This window comes from Glutamicibacter sp. BW80 (genome assembly GCF_002332385.1).
Lineage (GTDB): Bacteria > Actinomycetota > Actinomycetes > Actinomycetales > Micrococcaceae > Glutamicibacter.
Genome location: NZ_NRGV01000075.1, coordinates 120533 through 138062 on the forward strand (window position 1 = coordinate 120533; position 17530 = coordinate 138062).

Sequence of the window (17530 nt, forward strand, 5' to 3'; positions counted from 1 at the left end):
CCGAACGTGAAACGATGAGAGGATGACTGATTCTGTGCCACCACTCATTGACGCAAGGCACCTACTGGCGTACTTGGGTGACGTTCCATTCTTCTTCGGGCAACAACTTGCCAAGAACGACGAATCAGTGACTGACGTCGCCTTTGATGAAACTGCGAGTGTCATCTCGGGTACCGTCCTCGAAGATGGTCAGATGTTCTCCCCCACTCTCACGGTGATTCGCAGCGCTTCGGGCTGGTCCATCGACGCTTCGGACTGCAGCTGCGACAAAGGCTCGATCTGCCCGCATATCGCGGCGCTGTCGCTCACCGCCAATAAGATCGCCAAGCTGCCCCGCCCGGCGGTCGTTCAAGAGCAAAAGACCGTTACCGCTTGGTCCCAGCAAGTGAACACCTGGTTTGAAGAACCCGAGCCGGGGCCCGCAGACGGACTATTAGGGTCACCAAATGACCCGGTCGTGGCCATGGCCTTGCAATTCATGGTCTTTGATTCGAAAAATACCTCCCAGCAACAGCAGTGGATGCCTTCGGGAGCGGTCCCCCACCCGACGCGCAACAAACGCTTCCGTTTGGGTGTTCGCCCCATGGTGCGCAATTCCGAGGGACGCTGGGTTCGTGGACAGCTGCGCTGGACTACCATTGCGTTCAAGACCTACGGCTGGAATATGCTGCGCAATCAGCACCATTGGTTCACCCGTTTTGCTGCGCTAGCACGAAGCAACACTCAGCTGCAGTTTAAGGTCGACGAAGACTGGTTGTTCCTCGATGAGTATGCCTCGGATCTGCTCTGGCCAATGCTTGGCGAAGCTCAAGATCTTGGCATCGAACTGATTAGCACCCGCAATGAGACCAGCGTGAATATTGACCGCCAGTCCCGATTTGAGCTGCTCGCCGACCTCGGGCAGGACAAATCGCTCACCGTGGCTGGACATTTGAACATTGCAGGTCAGGGCCTAACACTCAACGCAGAGACTCCCAGTGGAACGATCGCGGACCACGGGTTCTACGTTGAGTTGGAAGCACCTGAACAAATCTGGTTGGCACCAAGTCAAGAGATAGTTCCCGCTCAGCACCGCCGCTGGTTTCAGAATCGCGAACCCTTGCAGGTTCCCGAAGATCAAATGCAGGACTTTTTCGCTGGTTCGTACGCGCGCCTTGCGCGCCGTTTCAATCTGCGCAGCATAAGCAAGGATCTGGTACTTCCCGCACTTGCCCCGCCGATGGTCCACGCCGAGGTGAAATTCATGCGTGAGGAAAAGGAAGATGGCAGCATCAAGGAATCTGCCACCATTGATTTCCAGATCCATTACCCGGGAGTGCCCAACGACCGCGAGGTCTATGACGCCCAGGCCGAAGATTCCTTGCGCAGCACGGTCAATGACGTCTTCGAGCGACACACAGGCACCAGCAACCACGACCTGGACTCGAAGTTCTTCTCCGGTGAGCATATGATTGTATTTGTTTCGGAGCTGCTGCCGGCCCTGCATGGCCTGTCCGTCATGAAGATCACCGAAGAAGGCATCCGCCCGGTTTACCGTCAGCTACGTGAACTTCCACGGCTGAAGATCAACGCGGTGAGCCACGAACGCAACGACTGGCTTGATTTGGGCTTGCTGATCGCCGTAGGCGACCATGAAGTACCGTTCTCCACCATTCTCGAGGCGCTCACCAGCGGTGCCATGAAGGTCAAGCTTCCGGATAACACCTGGTTCTCACTGGACCACCCGTTATTTGCCAAGCTGAAGTCGCTGGTCGATGAGGCTCAGGCGCTGAATGACAAACCCAAGGATGCCGACCTGAAGCTCTCGGTCTTCCAGGTCTCGCTCTTCGATGAATTTGATGAGCTTGCCGAGGGAATCGAAGGCGCCGACCTATTTATCGGGCGCATGCGTTCGCTCCTGCGTGTGGCCGAAGGTGAAGAGGCCGATGTGCCCGATACGCTCAATGCCACCTTGCGCCCGTATCAGATCGAGGGCTATCAATGGCTTGCGCGCCTGTACCGAGGCGGTTTTGGCGGCATTCTTGCCGACGACATGGGACTGGGAAAAACCCTGCAAACCATCGCGTTAATGCTTCACGCACGCAAACTCTGGGATGACCCGAAGCATGTGGCGCAGCTGCCGGCCGCTCAGCGGAACAGTGCTCCCTTCCTCGTCGTTGCTCCAAGCTCCGTTGTTTCCAACTGGGAGATGGAGATCAAACGGTTCGCTCCGAGCCTGAGCGTGATCACCGTTGAAGGTACCCTCGGTTCCGAACGCGAGCTGAACGAACTAGTGGCCAACTATGACGTCATCCTGACCACCTACACGCTGCTCCGGCTCAACGATGAGATGTACGAATCCCAGCGATTCGCTGGCCTGATCCTGGACGAGGCTCAATTCGTGAAGAATCGTTCGACCAAGGCCCATCGCAGCGCGGTGAATATCCAGACGAACTTCAAGCTGGCGGTCACCGGCACGCCAATGGAGAACAACCTCGCCGAGCTCGGCGCGCTGCTTTCGTTGACTTCTCCATCGCTGTTCATGAATACCAGCCGGTTCAACCGCCAGTTTGCCCGCCCCATTGAGGTGCTAGGCGATAAGGAAACCCTGAAGTTGCTGCAGCGCCGCGTGAAACCTTTCATGCTGCGCCGCACCAAGGAATCTGTCGTCTTGGATCTCCCCGCCAAGCAAGAACAGCAGGTCTTGGTGCGTCTGAGCGAAGAGCACCAGCATGTGTACGACACGCATCTGAACCGTGAGCGGCAGAAGATCTTGCACCTTGTTGAGGATCTGGACCGCAACCGCTTTACGATTTTCCAGTCGCTGACCCATCTGCGCATGCTTGCATTGGAACCTTCGCTGGTTGACCCGGAACTTGCCGAGATCCCGGGCTCTAAGTTGGAAGCACTCTTCGAACAGCTTGAGGATGTGCTTAGCGAACAGCACCGAGCCTTGGTATTCTCGCAATTCACTTCCTACTTAAAGGTCCTTGCGGCAAAGTTGGAAGCACGAGGTATTCCGTACGTGTATCTGGACGGCAACACACGCAACCGTGCGAAGGTCATTGAGCAGTTCAAGGACGGGGAGGCACCGCTGTTCCTGATCTCGTTGAAGGCCGGCGGTTTTGGCTTGAACTTGACCGAAGCTGACTACTGCTTCTTACTTGATCCTTGGTGGAATCCTGCCGTAGAAGCGCAGGCGATCGACCGCACCCACCGAATCGGGCAAACCCGCCAGGTGATGGTTTACCGGATGATTGCCCAGGGCACCATCGAAGAAAAGGTTGTTGCTCTCCAAGAGTCCAAGCGGAAGCTGATCTCCACGGTTATGGACGAAGCCGATGGATTCTCCAAGGCTTTGACGGCTCAGGATATTCGCGGGCTGCTCGAATAACAGCTTTATTACATCTGCGCTGTTTGACGGGCTTTTACCAGCGAATCGCGCTATATTCAATATGTCTAGTTGCGTGTTCTCTGCCACACTGAGCGCAGGCAAAGAGGCAAGCCCCGGAGGTCTTCTCCGGTGGCACAACGCAAGATGAAGGCGGTTATAACCGTGTCCCTGATTAAATCGGAGACTCTGAGTACACCGAGTGACGACTGGATGAGCGCATCGGTGAGCACTGAACGAGATCGTGTGGTGATTGAAACCGAGCAGGAGCGTCTGTCTCTGGACAATGAGCGGCTCTTGGAAAAGGTCCGGCGAGTTATCGCTTCGCCGCTCGAGGAAATTTTCTATAACCCAAAACACCGGATGCTATTGATACCTGGTGCTTTCGCGGTCATCGGCTCCTCGTTCTTGAGGGTCGACACGGACGCAGCTGCTGGCCTACGCGGCTAGGACATAGTCCGAGTACAGGTAAAGCCCCACGGAATCGAAAACCGATGCCATGGGGCTTTTTCGCGTCTGCGAATTTCCTAAGGCTTAGAGAGCCGCGAAAACTTCGCGCAACAGGACGGCAGCCTCCGAAGGAGTCTTGCCTACCTTCACACCAGCAGCTTCGAGAGCTTCCTTCTTGGCCTGAGCGGTACCTGCCGAGCCGGAGACGATGGCGCCAGCGTGGCCCATGGTCTTGCCCTCAGGAGCGGTGAAGCCAGCCACGTAGCCAACAACTGGCTTGGTGACGTTGGCCTTGATGTAGTCGGCTGCGCGCTCTTCAGCGTCGCCGCCGATCTCGCCGATCATCACGATGGCCTTGGTCTCTGGGTCAGCTTCGAAAGCGGCCAGGGCGTCGATATGGGTGGTACCGATGACTGGGTCACCGCCGATGCCGATGGCGGTGGAGAAGCCCAGGTCACGCAGTTCGAACATCATCTGGTAAGTCAGGGTGCCGGACTTGGATACCAAGCCGATTGGGCCCTTCTTGGTGATGTTGTTCGGGGTAATGCCGACCAGTGCTTCACCTGGGGTGATGATGCCTGGGCAGTTAGGGCCGATGATCCGGGTGATCTGGTTTCCGTCGGCGTCAACCTTCGACTGCGCCAGCGCCCAGAACTCGGCCGAGTCCTGCACTGGAACACCTTCGGTGATGACTACGACGAGGCCAACCTCGGCCTCGATAGCTTCAACGACGGCGTCCTTGGTGAACTTAGGTGGCACGAAGACGATCGATACGTCTGCGCCGGTCTCGGCCTTGGCCTCAGCCACGGTGCCGTATACCTTGATGTCCTGGTCACCGTGGGTGACGGTGGTGCCAGCCTTGCGGGCGTTGACGCCGCCGACAATGTTGGTGCCAGCCTTGAGCATCAGGGCGGTGTGCTTGGTGCCTTCGCCGCCGGTGATGCCCTGGACGATGACCTTGGAGTCCTTGTTCAGGTAAATGCTCATTGTTCGCTTATCCCTCTTACTTCGCTGCGTTGGCGAGCTCGGCAGCCTTATCGGCGCCCTCATCCATGGTTGCTGCCAGGGTCACCAATGGGTGGTTGGCATCGGCCAGGATACGACGACCCTCTTCAACGTTGTTGCCATCGAGGCGAACAACCAGAGGCTTGTTGGCGGAATCGCCCAAAGTGTTCAGCGCGCCAACGATGCCGTTTGCGACTGCGTCACACGCGGTGATGCCACCGAAGACATTCACGAAGACTGATTTGACCTGGGGGTCGTTCAGGATGACGTCCAGGCCGTTGGCCATGACCTCGGCAGAGGCTCCACCGCCGATGTCTAGGAAGTTAGCTGGCTTCACGTTGCCGTGATTTTCGCCAGCATAGGCCACAACGTCCAAGGTGGACATGACTAGACCTGCACCGTTGCCGATGATGCCTACTTCGCCGTCCAACTTGACGTAGTTCAGGCCTGCGTCTTTTGCCTTTGCTTCCAGCGGGTCGGCTGCGCCCTTGTCCTCAAGCTCTTCGTGAGCTGGGTGGCGAACCTCGGAAGCGTTCTCGTCAAGGGAAACCTTGCCATCCAGTGCAACGATGTCACCGGCACCGGTCTTCACCAGTGGGTTCACCTCAACGAGGGTGGCGTCTTCTTCCTTGAAAACTACCCAGAGCTTCTGGATGGTATCTGCGACCTTTGCGCGCAGTTCTTCAGAGAAATTGGCCTCGGCGACGATCTCAGCAGCCTTGGCAGCATCGATGCCTACCAATGGGTCAATGGAAACCTTTGCCAGTGCGTCCGGACGCTCGACTGCGAGCACCTCGATTTCCATGCCACCTTCTACCGAGCACATGGCCAGGTAGTTACGGTTTGCACGGTCCAACAGTACCGAGAAGTAGAATTCCTCGGCAATGTCGGCGCCCTGGGCGATCATGACCTTGTTGACGGTGTGGCCCTTGATGTCCATACCGAGAATGTTGGAAGCGTGCTCGAAAGCCTCATCTGCGGTCTTGGCAACCTTAACGCCGCCAGCCTTACCGCGGCCACCAACCTTGACCTGAGCCTTAACTACTACAACGCCGCCAATCTTCTCAGCTGCGGCCTTGGCTTCTTCCGGGGTGTAAGCGACGATACCGGCAAGCACGGGAACCCCGTGTGCCTCGAATAGATCGCGCGCCTGGTACTCATACAGGTCCACGGGTTTGTGTCCTTCGTTCGAAGTTCATGCTGACTCGCGGCATGGCCATAAATCGAAATCCATGCCACGCCCTAGAGAGCGCAACGTAACTATCGGCAGTCATACGGCGCCGTAGCCGTGCGCACCTCTCAGACTATCCCTACTTTTACAAACTTCCCACTTTTACAGGCTGTAGAGAACCGTTGGGCAGCCTGTCGACGGTTTCAAGAAACCTCAAAGCGCGCGCCAAAGAATCTCCGGTTAGTCAACCATTTCTAATGGCGCGTAACGCAATAGGAGCCGTTTTTCCGAGTCAGCAAATTGCACTTTTGCAACCGTCTTATCACCGACACCTTCGATCGCGATAACAACGCCCAAGCCAAAGCCAGAATGTTTCACGTTTTGGCCAACCTTTGGAATGACAATTTCTTTGTTCTGCTGCACGCGCTGCTTGGCCACCGGAGCTGCGTTATGCCCACGAGATGCAAAATTCGAAGCATTGCCGGCACCCCAATGAGATCCACGGTCATACCGACTCGTGGCGAAATTCACCGTTCCGTTACTCGCACCCCACCCCGAAGGCGTGCCTCCTTCCCGCTTCCAGTCCAACAGGTGGGAAGGAATTTCGTCGAGAAACTGACTCGCAGGGTTATATTGCGACTGTCCCCACAAGCTACGCTGTTCGGCTCGCGTCAGGTACAACCGTTCCCTAGCCCGAGTAAGCCCCACATACGCTAAACGTCGTTCCTCGGCCAATTCCTTCTCGTCCGTCATGGAACGCTGGTGCGGAAAGACTCCGTGTTCCATGCCGGTCAGGAACACCACCGGGAATTCCAGCCCTTTCGCGGTGTGCAGCGTCATTAGCGTGACCACACCTTCACGAGCCGCCATTTCTGCGCCTTCGCTATCTGTAGGCGCCTCGGGAATCTGATCTGCGTCGGCCACCAACGCCACGCGCTCCAAGAACCCTTCCAGTCCCCCCTCCGGCTCATCAATCACATAGTCGCGGACCACCGCAACGAGCTCAGCAAGGTTTTCTACCCGGGACTCATCCTGCGGATCGCTCGACGCTCGAAGAACTTCGAGGTATCCGGTCTGCTCCAGTACCGCTTCCAGCGCTTCGGCCGGGCCGGAGCCTTCTGCAACAGTCTTCAAATCGTCCATCAAGGACACAAAAGCTGCGGTCATCTTGATGCCACGAGTGCCTAGACCTGGGGCTTCATCGGAACGGCGCAACGCTTCCATAAATGAGATCCGGTCGCGTTCGGCTAGCGCTGCTACCGCCCCTTCGGCTCGGTCGCCGATGCCGCGTTTGGGCTCGTTGAGGATGCGGCGAACGTTAATGTCGTCTTCGGGATTCACCAAGGCTCGCAAATAAGACAGCGCATCTTTGATTTCCTTGCGGTCGTAGAATCGGGTGCCGCCAACCACCCGGTACTTTAAATCAACGCGCATGAGCTGCTCTTCGAGCGCTCGGGACTGTGCGTTGGTGCGATAGAAAATGGCTACATCGCCCGGTCGCACGTCTTCTTCGTCATTGAGCCGAAGGATCTCCTCCGCGATCCAGCGCGCCTCGTCCCCCTCGGATTCTCCCACGTAACCGGTGATCTGGTCGCCGTCCCCGCTGGCCGTCCAAAGGCGTTTGTCGTTGCGGTCCGGGTTGCGTTTGATCACTTCGTTCGCTGCCGAGAGGATGTTCTGGGTGGAACGGTAGTTCTGTTCGAGTTTGATCGTCGCGGCGTCTGCGTAATCCTTTTCGAATTCCACAATATTGCGAATATCCGCTCCCCGAAACGCATAAATCGACTGATCAGAGTCGCCGACTACCGTTAGTTCTCCCGGCCGGGTCAGCCCATCGGGTCCGGTTAATTCTCGGACTAAGGAGTACTGCGCGTGGTTCGTATCCTGATACTCGTCAATCAACACGTGGCGGAAGCGACGGCGATAGTTGTCCGCCACCGCTGGGAAGGCCCGAAACATGTAAACGACCTGCCCAATCAGGTCGTCAAAGTCCATCGCATTCGCCGCGCGCAGCCGTCGGGTATAGCCTCGATAGACCTCTGCCACGGACCGCGCGAATGGATCATTGGTGTTCATGGTGGAGGCGAAATCTTCTTCGTCGATAAGTTCGTTCTTCAACGACGAGATCTTGTGGGCGATGGCCTTGGGCGTGAACCGCTTCGGATCAATATCCAACCCCTTGGCAATAAGCGTAATCAAGCGCAGGGAGTCGGCTGAATCATAGATCGAGAAGTTCGACTTCAAACCGATAGTTGCAGCCTCACGGCGCAGAATGCGTACGCAGGAGGAGTGGAAGGTGGAGATCCACATCTTTTTTGCCTGATCTTCACCGATCAGTTCGGAAGCGCGCTCACGCATTTCCGCAGCGGCTTTGTTGGTGAAGGTGATAGCAAGAATTTCGTGCGGTCGGGCCCGTCCGGTAGCTAGCAAATACGCAATGCGATGAGTCAGCACGCGGGTCTTACCAGAACCAGCACCAGCAATGATCAAGAGCGGGCCGCCGTGATAACGAACTGCCTTGTCTTGCTGTTCGTTCATCCCCAGCAACAGTTCTTCGGGCGTCGGTAAAGTGCGCTGTGCCGGCTCCGCGGCGAAGTCATCGTTAAGGAAATCCATGGTAATGCCAGTCTACGTGGGCTCTGCGATGGTTTCGCAGACCTACCCGGCATAATGGAAGGTATGGCAAAGAACGTTAAGAAAAGCAAAGAGTATCGCAAGCCAGCGCATTTCCAGGATGAGCAGGCCAAGAAGCTCGGTCAAGGACTGCGGGATTCTGCGCAACAACGTGAATCTACTTCCAATCCGATGCTGTTGATCTCGGCAGGGTTGGTCACGTGCGTGTTCCTCTTTGTGTACTACCACCTGCTCACGATGCACCAGATGACCGACCTCAGTAACGGGTTATCCATGCCAGATCAGCGTGTCTTCGGCTACACGGTTTCGGATATCGAAGCGCTACGTGCAGCCATGGATTCGGATGCCACCGGACAGCTAAATTACCTTCATAAGACCGCCGGATTGCTGTTCCCGTTGCTGACCGGGCTGTTTTCCATGCTGATCTTCATTCGCTGGATTCCCAACCGTCAGATGCGTTGGCTGGCGTGGCTGGCACCCTTGCTGTTTGCGGTGACCGACCTGTGGGAGAACTTTGCCATTGATTCGCTCTTCGGCGCGGAACTCAACGAAAGCACCGTCGTGCTCGCTTCAATCCTGACCACGATCCGGTGGGCCACGCTTTTCATCACGGCCGCGCTAGTCTTTGGCTTGGCGGCTCGTCGTGCGAACAAGGCGATGATTAAGAAAATGGCTGAGATTCGACAGCATTCATCCTGACAAATTCATCATCAACTTCCTAGTAGGATAGTGTTGATGGCGCGCCTAGCGCCTGCGCCCCTGTAGCTCAGTAGGATAGAGCGACCCTCTCCTAAAGGGTAGGCCGTCGGTTCGATTCCGGCCAGGGGCACCAATAAAAAGTTGAGGTCCCGCTCCTACCGGAGCGGGACCTCAACTTTATATTGATCTTGTCGAACGACTTAGCGCAGTAGCAGTGCGGTAGCCTTCGGCGAGAGCGAGGCATCCATGACGACGCACGCGCCACCGATGGCGCCAACCTGCGAGCCAAGGCTCGAGGTGCGGGTACCGACCTCGTGGACTGCACGTAGCCCGAAGCGACGCTGAACGGCTTCATCGACTTCATCAGCGACGAGCTCGCGAACCTTGTCCCACTGTGGACCGCCGAAGACGATCTCGCGGACGTCCAGCGCATTGGCCAGCTGTCCGGCGACTTCACCCACCCGAATCATCGATTCAATGATCAGTTCCTTGGCGACGGCGTTGCCTTCCAGCGCAAGTTCGGTCAGACGGTTGATACCCTCGGAGCGCTGCTCCGGGCCCATGATTTCATAGGTCGGCAGTTCCAGCCCGCGTTCCTTAGCCTGGGCAGCCATGAACTCGTAGGAGGTGCCTGCAGCCAAGCAATCGTCGGCACCGCACTCTTCGCATGCGACGGCCTTGCGTCCGGTGGAGTAATGCCCAATTTCACCAGCGTTGTTGCTCGAACCGTGGTGGACTTCGCCGTCGATCACGATACCTGCACCGAAGCCGTGGCCGCAGTAAACGAAGACGAAATCATCTGATTTCTCTTCCTTGGACTGCCAAAGCTCACCGACCGCAGATGCGATGGTGTCCTTTTCGATGATTACCTGCAAGCGCAGCAGCTTACGTAGTGGGTTGACCAGCTCTACATCTGCCCAGCCATCGAGCAGCGGTGGGTTGAGCACCACACCGTCTTCGACGTTAACCGGTCCGGGTACGGCAATGCCGACACCGACGATGTGCTTTTTCGGCACACGAATCTCGGAAATCAATTCCTTGACCGTGTCTGCCATCAGCTGGATGGTTTCCGTGGCTACTTCGAGATTCGGTACATCGATACTGCGCTCACGCAATACTTCGCCGCGCAGGTTCATGGCCACGAAAGTCAGCACGCTTGGGTCAAGATGGATGCCGATGGACACTAATCGGTTTCCCTCTAGCTCCAGAACGGTTCTCGGCTTACCTGGACCGGACACAATGGTTCGGTCTTCGCGAACGATGCCATCGTCAAGAAGACGACGCACGACGTTTGAAATTGTCTGTGGTGAAAGTCCCGTCGAACCTGCGAGCTCCACACGGCTGATGCCGTCCGGGGCTCGTCGGATGGATTCAAGGATAACCGCCTGGTTAAAATCGCCAAGGCGGCCTAAGTTTGTTCCCCGTCGCATTAAAGCTCCATAGATCTATAAATTTGATGGATCGATCTCTCTATTCCAACATCCGGCCAAGACGTCGTCGTACGATCTGAAACTGCGAGTTCTCTAATCACGACGTTACTCAACTAAAAACGTTGGAGATCCAATAATGCACGTTACCATTCGTCACGAGTTTTCACACGCGATATTGTGTTTTGGTGATGAAAAATTTAACTATCTCGGCAGCGTGTTTAATCAACGATCAGGGACAAATTCTTCTTGTTCGGAAGCGTGGGACTTCAAAATTCATGCAACCCGGCGGAAAACCAGAAAAGGGCGAGACACCCTTAGAGACCGTGATGCGCGAGGTACATGAGGAATTAGGAGTGAAGTTCGAGGAAAAAGACTTTGCAGAGTACGGCCAATGGCTTGGACCGGCGGCCAATGAAGCAGACACCTCGATACAAGCCTATTTGTTCGGCGCAAGATTTAACGGTTCCCCCAAACCATTAGCCGAACTCGAAGAGCTAATGTGGATCCACCCCCACGAAGCCCTATTGCGTGATGACATCGCCCCACTATTACGCCAGCACGTATTGCCTACCCTTCTTGCTCGGAGAAACGCACCCCACTAATGAGCAGATATGCAGAAAAGTTTGTCACGTGGCTATGAGGGCCGACCTCGAACTATTTTCAATGGTGTCCGCAGCCGGCTCTCTGGTATCGCCACGAGTTCCGCATAGCGCAGGAGCATGGCGCAAAAACTGCTTTAGTTACGATCCGGTTCCTGGACCGAATTGAACTGAGTTTCATAGAACTTTGAGTACGCGCCTTGTTTGCTTAGCAAGCTCTGATGCGTTCCACGTTCAACGATTCGTCCACCGTCGATCACCAAGATTTGATCCGCTTGCCGGATCGTTGAAAGCCGATGGGCAATGACCAATGCCGTGCGGTTTTCCAGCGCTTGGGACAGCGCCAGTTGCACAGCAAGTTCGCTGCGTGAATCCAAAGCCGCAGTTGCTTCGTCGAGAATGACCAGCCCCGGATTGGCCAGAATCATCCGGGCGATCGTCATGCGTTGGCGTTCTCCGCCAGATAGCCGGTATCCGCGTTCCCCAACCACCGTGGCAAGCCCGTCCGGGAGGGTCTCGATTTGGGTCCGCAACTGCGCGTCTTCCAATGCCGCCCATAATTGCTCTTCGCTGGCGCCAGGGTTTGCCAGCAACAAATTAGAGCGTACGGTCTCGTGCAACAGGTGCCCGTCTTGGGTGACCATTCCCAGTTCTCCATATAGGGATTTGAGGGTGATATCGCGCAGGTCGTGTCCGTTGAGCGTGATAGCACCGCCACGCACGTCGTAGAGCCGTGCGAGCAGCTGCGCGATGGTCGATTTACCAGCGCCGGAAGAGCCAACCAACGCGACGGTGTGACCGGGCTGAATCTCGAAGGAAATATCGTGGAGAATCTCCTCGCCACCGCGTTTATCTAGCACCGCAGTATCTTCCAGCGAAGCTAGCGAAACTTCCTCGGCACTGGGGTAAGCGAAGTTCACCTTATCGAATTTCACTGCCACAGGCTCTGCCGGAAGCGCAATCGCGTTCGGGGCGTCTTTGATCAGCGGTTCAAGGTCTAGCACCTCAAACACCCTGTCGAAGCTAACTAGCGCACTGGTGATCTCCACGCGGGCGTTAGCAAGTCCCGTAAGCGGCGTATACAGGCGGATAATGAGCATCCCGAGCACTACCACGTCACCTGCCGCCATCTCGCCACGCAATGCATAGAAGCCGCCCAGCCCGTACACGAGGGCCAGTGACAGCGCCGCGACCAGCCCTAGTACCGTCACAAATGCGAATTGCCGCATGGTCATCTTGATGCCGATGTCGCGTACTCGCGCAGCCCGCAAACCAAATTGCTCGGATTCTTCGTTGGGACGCCCATAGAGTTTGATCAGCGTAGCTCCGGGTGCCGAGAATCTTTCGGTCATCTGGGTGCTCATTGAAGCGTTCAGGTCTGCCGACTCCTTGCGCAGCCCGGCAAGAGACTTTCCGAAGCGTCTTGCCGGCAGCAGGAACAGCGGGAAAAGGACCAGCGCCAGGAGCGTAACCTGCCAGGAGGTCGTGAGCATGACGATAGCGGTCAGGATCAGTGCAACGGCATTTGAAACGATTCCGGACAAGGTACCTGCGAAGGCGGCTTGCGCTCCGATAACATCTGAATTGAGCCGGGAGGTCAGTGCTCCGGTGCGAGTTCGCGCGAAAAACGCGATTGGCATCTTCTGCACATGGTCAAATACCTTGGTGCGAAGGTCAAAGATGATTTGCTCACCGAGGTTAGAGGACTGCCAGCGTACGAGCATTGCGAATATTGAATCGAAAACAGCGACTACCACCATAACGATCGCCAAGTTCCGCACGGTCTCCCAGCTGCCTTGCGCCACGATTGCGTCAACGACTCGTCCGGCAAGCACTGGAGTGATGACAGCAATTGCCGCTGATAATACAGAGAAGATTACGAAGACTATCAAACGTGCTTTATAGCTGAGTGCGAAGTCAAAAACACGCCGCGGGGTCTCTGGACGATATGCACGTCGCTGTTCGCTCCTTGAGAGCTGCCACAGCGTACTCCACGCCGCGCCTTCCATACTCACGAGTTACCTCCGTGATTTGTTCAGATTAGTACTAACGTCTCAACATCTCACGGAGAGCGAATATTTCCTAGCCGGCATGAAGGTATTGAGTCCATGAAGAATCAATATGGTCAAGTCCGGAAACCAGGTGCCCTCCCACCCGTGGCTGATGCGGTGTGAGCAACAATTGCCACCCCAATTGCGAGAGCATCTTGTCGGCCTTGCGGCTGTTGCACGACAAGCAGGCCGCCACGAGGTTCTCCCAGGTGTTCTGCCCGCCTCTGCTGCGCGGGATTACGTGGTCGATGGTGTTGGCGGTTTTCCCGCAGTAGGCGCAGCGGAAGTGGTCTCTACGAAGAACGCCCCTACGGGTCACATGGTTCATGTTCCTGTAGGGGCGTCGCACATATCGTTTTAACACGATTACGGTGGGGCGCGGTAAGTCCCCGTGCGAGCTGCGCACAGGTGACTCATGATCTTGCAAAATGATTGTCGCTTTTTCGGCAAGCACAAGGAGCAAGGCGCGACGGAAAGTCACCACGGCTAATGGCTCATAACCTGCGTTCAAAACCAACGTTCGCATTCGCATATTTCCTTCAATGGGCTTGTGTGCATCACTAGAAGTTGATGACGACAAGCTCGTCGCAGTTAGTTCTCTTGCCGTTAGCCTATGCGATATATTGCCGATTTGGCTTCAAGATTAGGAAGATATTCGTTGATTTTCATCGCGAAGTAGCCCGTAGTTCACCCGGTTAAACGACCATTGGCCACCGAACATTATGTTCGATGGCCAATGGGAGCAGGCTGCTTAGCCAGCTAGAGTGTAGTAACCATACAGTGGGTTGCGAGTCACTGAGTGAATCATGGTGTCCACAGTTGGGTTTTGCGCGCCAATCATCTGGCCTCCACCCAAGTAGATACCTACGTGGCCGCCGCCGTTCTGGAATACCAGGTCGCCCGGCTTCGGGCTGCTGGTGCGCTTGAACTGGCCAGATCCAAGGATCGCGGAGGTGCCACGAGCGATGTTGATGCCGTGCTGCGCGTAGACGTACTTCACGAAGCCAGAGCAGTCCCAGCCGCTTGGAGTATTTCCGCCCCAGACATATGGAACACCCGAGTACTTCGAAGCCGTGGCTGCGATACCGGTGAGGTTCTTGCTCGGGGCCGAGGATTCCTGCGTGGAGGATTCCTGCTTGGTCTCAGTTGGCGCACTCTGCTGGCTATTGCCGCCACTGTTCTGACGGGTCATTGGTGCCATGGAGTCCGAGCTACCCGAAGAATCGGAGTTGCCCGAGTTTTCGCGAGTGGTTGGCTCGATGTCATCAGCGACAGCGATAACGACCGGCTCGGGCTTTGGCTCAGCAGTGAAGCTGGCGCGCTCGATCTCGACGTTATCCGCCTTCTTGGTGGATACCTTGACTGCCTTGACAGCAACGCGTTCCGGGTTGATCGTGTCAACCGGGGAAGCTGATACGTCACGTGGGGCTGTTGCCTGACCTGGTACACCCAGGGTGACGATCAGACCGGACGCAGCAGCAACAACGGCTGCCTGGCGTCCGACCGAGCCTGCATTCGAGGACACTGCCTGCGAAATGCTAGCAAGTGGGTTGGTACGTGCTGCTGGGGCGCGGTGGCGTCCCGGCGCTTGACGCTTGGTCACAATAAAGCCTCTCCTTGATACCTACGAGGTAAGCTGTCGGGTTCGAAGTGGAGTTACCTCGGTGGAGTTGAAGTTTCCTTCTCTTCCACTTAACCCCTAGGGTTGTTAGCCAAAACTAACCACCCGATGTTGGTTCCCCCGTCACTGCCGTACGAGTTGTGTATAACTGCTCATTGCGCGTTGGCAGTGCTCGGTTCGCACGCAATGTTGCTCAAGGATTCCCCTTGGCACGCTGTTTAGCCTATAGGACTATCTTTCAAATGTCACGTTTTGATCACGGTAAGGTGACGAACGTCGTTATAACCAGCCGGCAGGGTCTTTGAACTGGCCGTCGACAATTACTTCGAAATGCACATGCGGCCCGGTGGAATTACCGGTGCTACCGGCCAAAGCGATGACATCGCCGCGCTTGACGGTGTCGCCCACGTTGACTAGTAGTTGCGAGTTGTGGCTGTACCCGGTTTCCAGGCCGTTTCCATGGGCCAAGGTGACCCGCTGACCGGAATGACCTGCCCATCCGGAGACTGTGACCTTGCCCGATGCTGCGGCGTAAACCTTCGTGCCGCTCGGCACACCGTAATCTGTGCCACTGTGAATCATGAAGCCGGCGCCGGTTGGGTTCTTGCGGTGCCCGAAGCTTGAGGTGATGCGGTTACTGTCCACCGGACGCTCGAGCAATCCACCGGTCGAACCGACCTTCTGAATGTCGCCACCGGAAGCGGTGAGGATTTCAGAGAGCTTCTCTTCGTTGGCCACCTTGGGGTTGATGTCGGACTTCAAAGCCGCACGCTGCACATCTAAGCCAGCATCGCTTGGAGCTTTAACATCAACCACTGCGGAAGTTGCGGTGCGCTGCGCGCCCGCTACCACCGGACCCTCTTCAGGCACAGCGCTACTGAGCTGCGGAGAAACCGCGGCTAGTGCCAAACCCGATACCGCGGCAACGGCAGCGATCTTGTGGGTAAACCCAAGTCGTGAAGTCCTTTTTGGTGAAGCACGAAGGCTCTGAACGAGCTCTTCATTACTTGCTACTACGCCTTCAGGTGCAACAACGGGCTTTGCTGTAGGTAGGGCAATGACGTTTCCGTCAACATCCTGGGTAGCAAGAGTTTTCTGCGTTGGCGCAATGCCGTAACGCTGACCAGACTCAAAGCGGCGCCCGACATAATCGGCGCAAAGCGGCTCTGGAACTGCTACTGCTTCGACAGCGGCTGCGCGTGATGCGCGGCGGCCAACGGATCGTTCTGTGGCGGCCGCTGCGATCTCAGTGATCGCATCGATCTCGACGTCTGCGGCACGGCGTCGACCCGTCGTCCTGGTTTCTGCCAAAACATTCCTCTCATATCTACACCTGCGAAGTTAGCTGTCGGGTTCGGCCCTGAGATTGGTCCGGTCCTGCCTGTTGGCATGACTTCACCCCAAGACGAAGTATTCGTCGAATGAGTGGGTTCCCCGCTATTGCCCTTAAAAATCATTTCGCATCCAAGAGGCAGGACAATACTCGGCGTTTGCACTCTTGGAATCGGCACCAGTTAAACCACTGGCGCCCTTTGATAACCCTACCGTTCGATCGGAAAAGTTACAATTTCGTTACCTTATTTAGTGCGTACGAAAACGTGCGCACTGACTTCGACTGGCAGTTCTAGCGCACCTTCGACACCTTGCACACGAACCACGACGTAGTCATCTGCGCGCTCTAAGCTAACGATCGCACCGGGCCGAATTCCGCCTTCATTCAGTTGTCCGAGCAGGATTGGGTCGGTCTGGATCGGCTCTGCGAGACGCTCAATGGCCACCGGGCCAATGTTTCCGGAGAGCAACGCGTTATCTAGATTCTCGACCTCATGTGAGATTTCGGTTACTTTGGGCCCCCCAAGGACTTCAAGCCCAGGAATTGGGTTGCCGTACGGAGAGACCGTGGGCTTGCCCAGCAGGTCGTATAAACGTCGCTCTACACGCTCGCTCATCACGTGTTCCCAGCGGCACGCCTCGTCATGGACATATTCCCATTCAAGACCGATCATGTCCGATAGCAAGCGTTCGGCCAGTCGGTGCTTACGCATCACGCCTGTTGCTAGTTCGTGACCCTTCTCGGTTAAGGCAAGGTGACGGTCGGTAGAAACCACAACCAGACCATCGCGTTCCATTCGAGCGACTGTCTGCGACACTGTGGGGCCAGAATGCCCCAGACGTTCTGCGATTCGCGCGCGCAAAGCCACGATCTCCTCTTCTTGAAGCTCAAGAATGGTACGCAGGTACATCTCGGTTGTATCAATTAGGTCAGACACGTTAGCCACTCCTGGAAGTCACAACAGTTAGGTTCGCATAAGAAATCGGAACGTCAGTATGCAACTCTACTTGGTATAGCCACAATCCCAGCGACGGCCTCGTAGTTTGCATGTCGTAACCGACGGTCTCGTTTTTCTCTCATCTCCCGCAGTTTGCGAAGATGTTAACTGAAACGTCTTAACTATCCTGAACTATTCCTTCGCGCTCGCGATCAGTCGGGAAGTCAGCA

At 56.2% G+C, this 17530-nt stretch carries 13 protein-coding genes, 1 tRNA gene, 1 pseudogene and 2 riboswitches; of the genes and pseudogenes, 5 read left to right on the forward strand and 10 right to left on the reverse strand.

The window, feature by feature from the left end:
- The first annotated feature begins 34 nt into the window (after positions 1-34).
- Both CIK76_RS18430 and CIK76_RS18435 read left to right on the forward strand, forming a co-directional pair.
- Complete coding sequence (locus CIK76_RS18430; RefSeq protein WP_176484313.1) at positions 35-3373, forward strand: DEAD/DEAH box helicase; 3339 nt, start codon at positions 35-37, stop codon at positions 3371-3373.
- Between the two features lie 222 nt (positions 3374-3595).
- A complete protein-coding gene (locus tag CIK76_RS18435; RefSeq protein ID WP_141393625.1) occupies positions 3596-3820 on the forward strand; it encodes a hypothetical protein in 225 nt (74 codons plus the stop codon).
- An 84-nt stretch (positions 3821-3904) separates the two neighbouring features.
- Here CIK76_RS18435 and sucD read toward each other — a convergent pair whose 3' ends face one another.
- The 3 genes from sucD to pcrA all read right to left on the reverse strand — a co-directional run bounded on the left by sucD (position 3905) and on the right by pcrA (position 8612).
- Complete coding sequence (gene sucD / locus CIK76_RS18440) at positions 3905-4807, reverse strand: succinate--CoA ligase subunit alpha (protein ID WP_096289183.1); 903 nt, start codon at positions 4805-4807, stop codon at positions 3905-3907.
- A gap of 16 nt (positions 4808-4823) precedes the next feature.
- Positions 4824-5996: an ADP-forming succinate--CoA ligase subunit beta gene (gene sucC, locus CIK76_RS18445; protein WP_096289185.1), complete on the reverse strand. Its 1173-nt coding sequence runs from the start codon at positions 5994-5996 to the stop codon at positions 4824-4826.
- Between the two features lie 240 nt (positions 5997-6236).
- The gene (pcrA, locus tag CIK76_RS18450) at positions 6237-8612 is read right to left on the reverse strand and encodes a DNA helicase PcrA (RefSeq protein ID WP_096289187.1); all 2376 of its coding nucleotides are present in this window, start codon (positions 8610-8612) and stop codon (positions 6237-6239) included.
- Between the two features lie 63 nt (positions 8613-8675).
- Here pcrA and CIK76_RS18455 point away from each other — a divergent pair, with 63 nt between their 5' ends.
- Positions 8676-9329 (forward strand): hypothetical protein, encoded by a 654-nt coding sequence (locus tag CIK76_RS18455; protein ID WP_096289189.1) that lies wholly within the window; start codon positions 8676-8678, stop codon positions 9327-9329.
- A gap of 56 nt (positions 9330-9385) precedes the next feature.
- A tRNA-Arg gene (locus CIK76_RS18460) sits at positions 9386-9462 on the forward strand.
- A 67-nt stretch (positions 9463-9529) separates the two neighbouring features.
- On the opposite strand, the gene CIK76_RS18465 is transcribed toward CIK76_RS18460, so the two are convergent.
- A complete protein-coding gene (locus CIK76_RS18465) occupies positions 9530-10513 on the reverse strand; it encodes an ROK family protein (RefSeq protein ID WP_255248548.1) in 984 nt (327 codons plus the stop codon).
- An 81-nt stretch (positions 10514-10594) separates the two neighbouring features.
- Positions 10595-10759: pseudogene (locus tag CIK76_RS19955) on the reverse strand (winged helix-turn-helix transcriptional regulator); the annotation flags it as partial.
- A 188-nt stretch (positions 10760-10947) separates the two neighbouring features.
- Here CIK76_RS19955 and CIK76_RS18470 point away from each other — a divergent pair.
- Positions 10948-11361, forward strand: coding sequence for an NUDIX domain-containing protein (locus tag CIK76_RS18470; RefSeq protein WP_176484314.1), 414 nt, complete (start codon positions 10948-10950; stop codon positions 11359-11361).
- Positions 11362-11495: 134 nt separating this feature from the next.
- On the opposite strand, the gene CIK76_RS18475 is transcribed toward CIK76_RS18470, so the two are convergent.
- The 5 genes from CIK76_RS18475 to CIK76_RS18495 form a co-directional block, all read right to left on the reverse strand.
- The gene (locus tag CIK76_RS18475; RefSeq protein ID WP_096289193.1) at positions 11496-13373 is read right to left on the reverse strand and encodes an ABC transporter ATP-binding protein; all 1878 of its coding nucleotides are present in this window, start codon (positions 13371-13373) and stop codon (positions 11496-11498) included.
- Positions 13374-13440: 67 nt separating this feature from the next.
- Positions 13441-13935 (reverse strand): HNH endonuclease, encoded by a 495-nt coding sequence (locus CIK76_RS18480; RefSeq protein ID WP_096289195.1) that lies wholly within the window; start codon positions 13933-13935, stop codon positions 13441-13443.
- Between the two features lie 225 nt (positions 13936-14160).
- Positions 14161-15012 carry a C40 family peptidase gene (locus CIK76_RS18485; protein ID WP_255248543.1) on the reverse strand — a complete coding sequence of 284 codons (852 nt, stop codon included), beginning with the start codon at positions 15010-15012 and terminating at the stop codon, positions 14161-14163.
- 3 nt (positions 15013-15015) lie between these two features.
- A riboswitch (cyclic di-AMP (ydaO/yuaA leader) is annotated at positions 15016-15185 on the reverse strand.
- Between the two features lie 124 nt (positions 15186-15309).
- A complete protein-coding gene (locus tag CIK76_RS18490) occupies positions 15310-16341 on the reverse strand; it encodes a M23 family metallopeptidase (RefSeq protein ID WP_096289199.1) in 1032 nt (343 codons plus the stop codon).
- 2 nt (positions 16342-16343) lie between these two features.
- Positions 16344-16529: riboswitch (cyclic di-AMP (ydaO/yuaA leader) on the reverse strand.
- Between the two features lie 78 nt (positions 16530-16607).
- Entirely contained in the window at positions 16608-17300 is a 693-nt protein-coding gene (locus tag CIK76_RS18495; RefSeq protein ID WP_096289201.1) for a metal-dependent transcriptional regulator, read from the reverse strand.
- Between the last annotated feature and the right edge of the window lie 230 nt (positions 17301-17530).

What these genes read in the sequence shown, in the direction of transcription:
- CIK76_RS18480 (WP_096289195.1), bottom strand. Translation starts at nt 13,935, where the DNA reads ATGCGAACGTTGGTTTTGAACGCAGGTTATGAGCCATTAGCCGTGGTG.
- sucD (WP_096289183.1), bottom strand. Translation starts at nt 4,807, where the DNA reads ATGAGCATTTACCTGAACAAGGACTCCAAGGTCATCGTCCAGGGCATC.
- CIK76_RS18470 (WP_176484314.1), top strand. Translation starts at nt 10,948, where the DNA reads ATGAAAAATTTAACTATCTCGGCAGCGTGTTTAATCAACGATCAGGGA.
- pcrA (WP_096289187.1), bottom strand. Translation starts at nt 8,612, where the DNA reads ATGGATTTCCTTAACGATGACTTCGCCGCGGAGCCGGCACAGCGCACT.
- CIK76_RS18455 (WP_096289189.1), top strand. Translation starts at nt 8,676, where the DNA reads ATGGCAAAGAACGTTAAGAAAAGCAAAGAGTATCGCAAGCCAGCGCAT.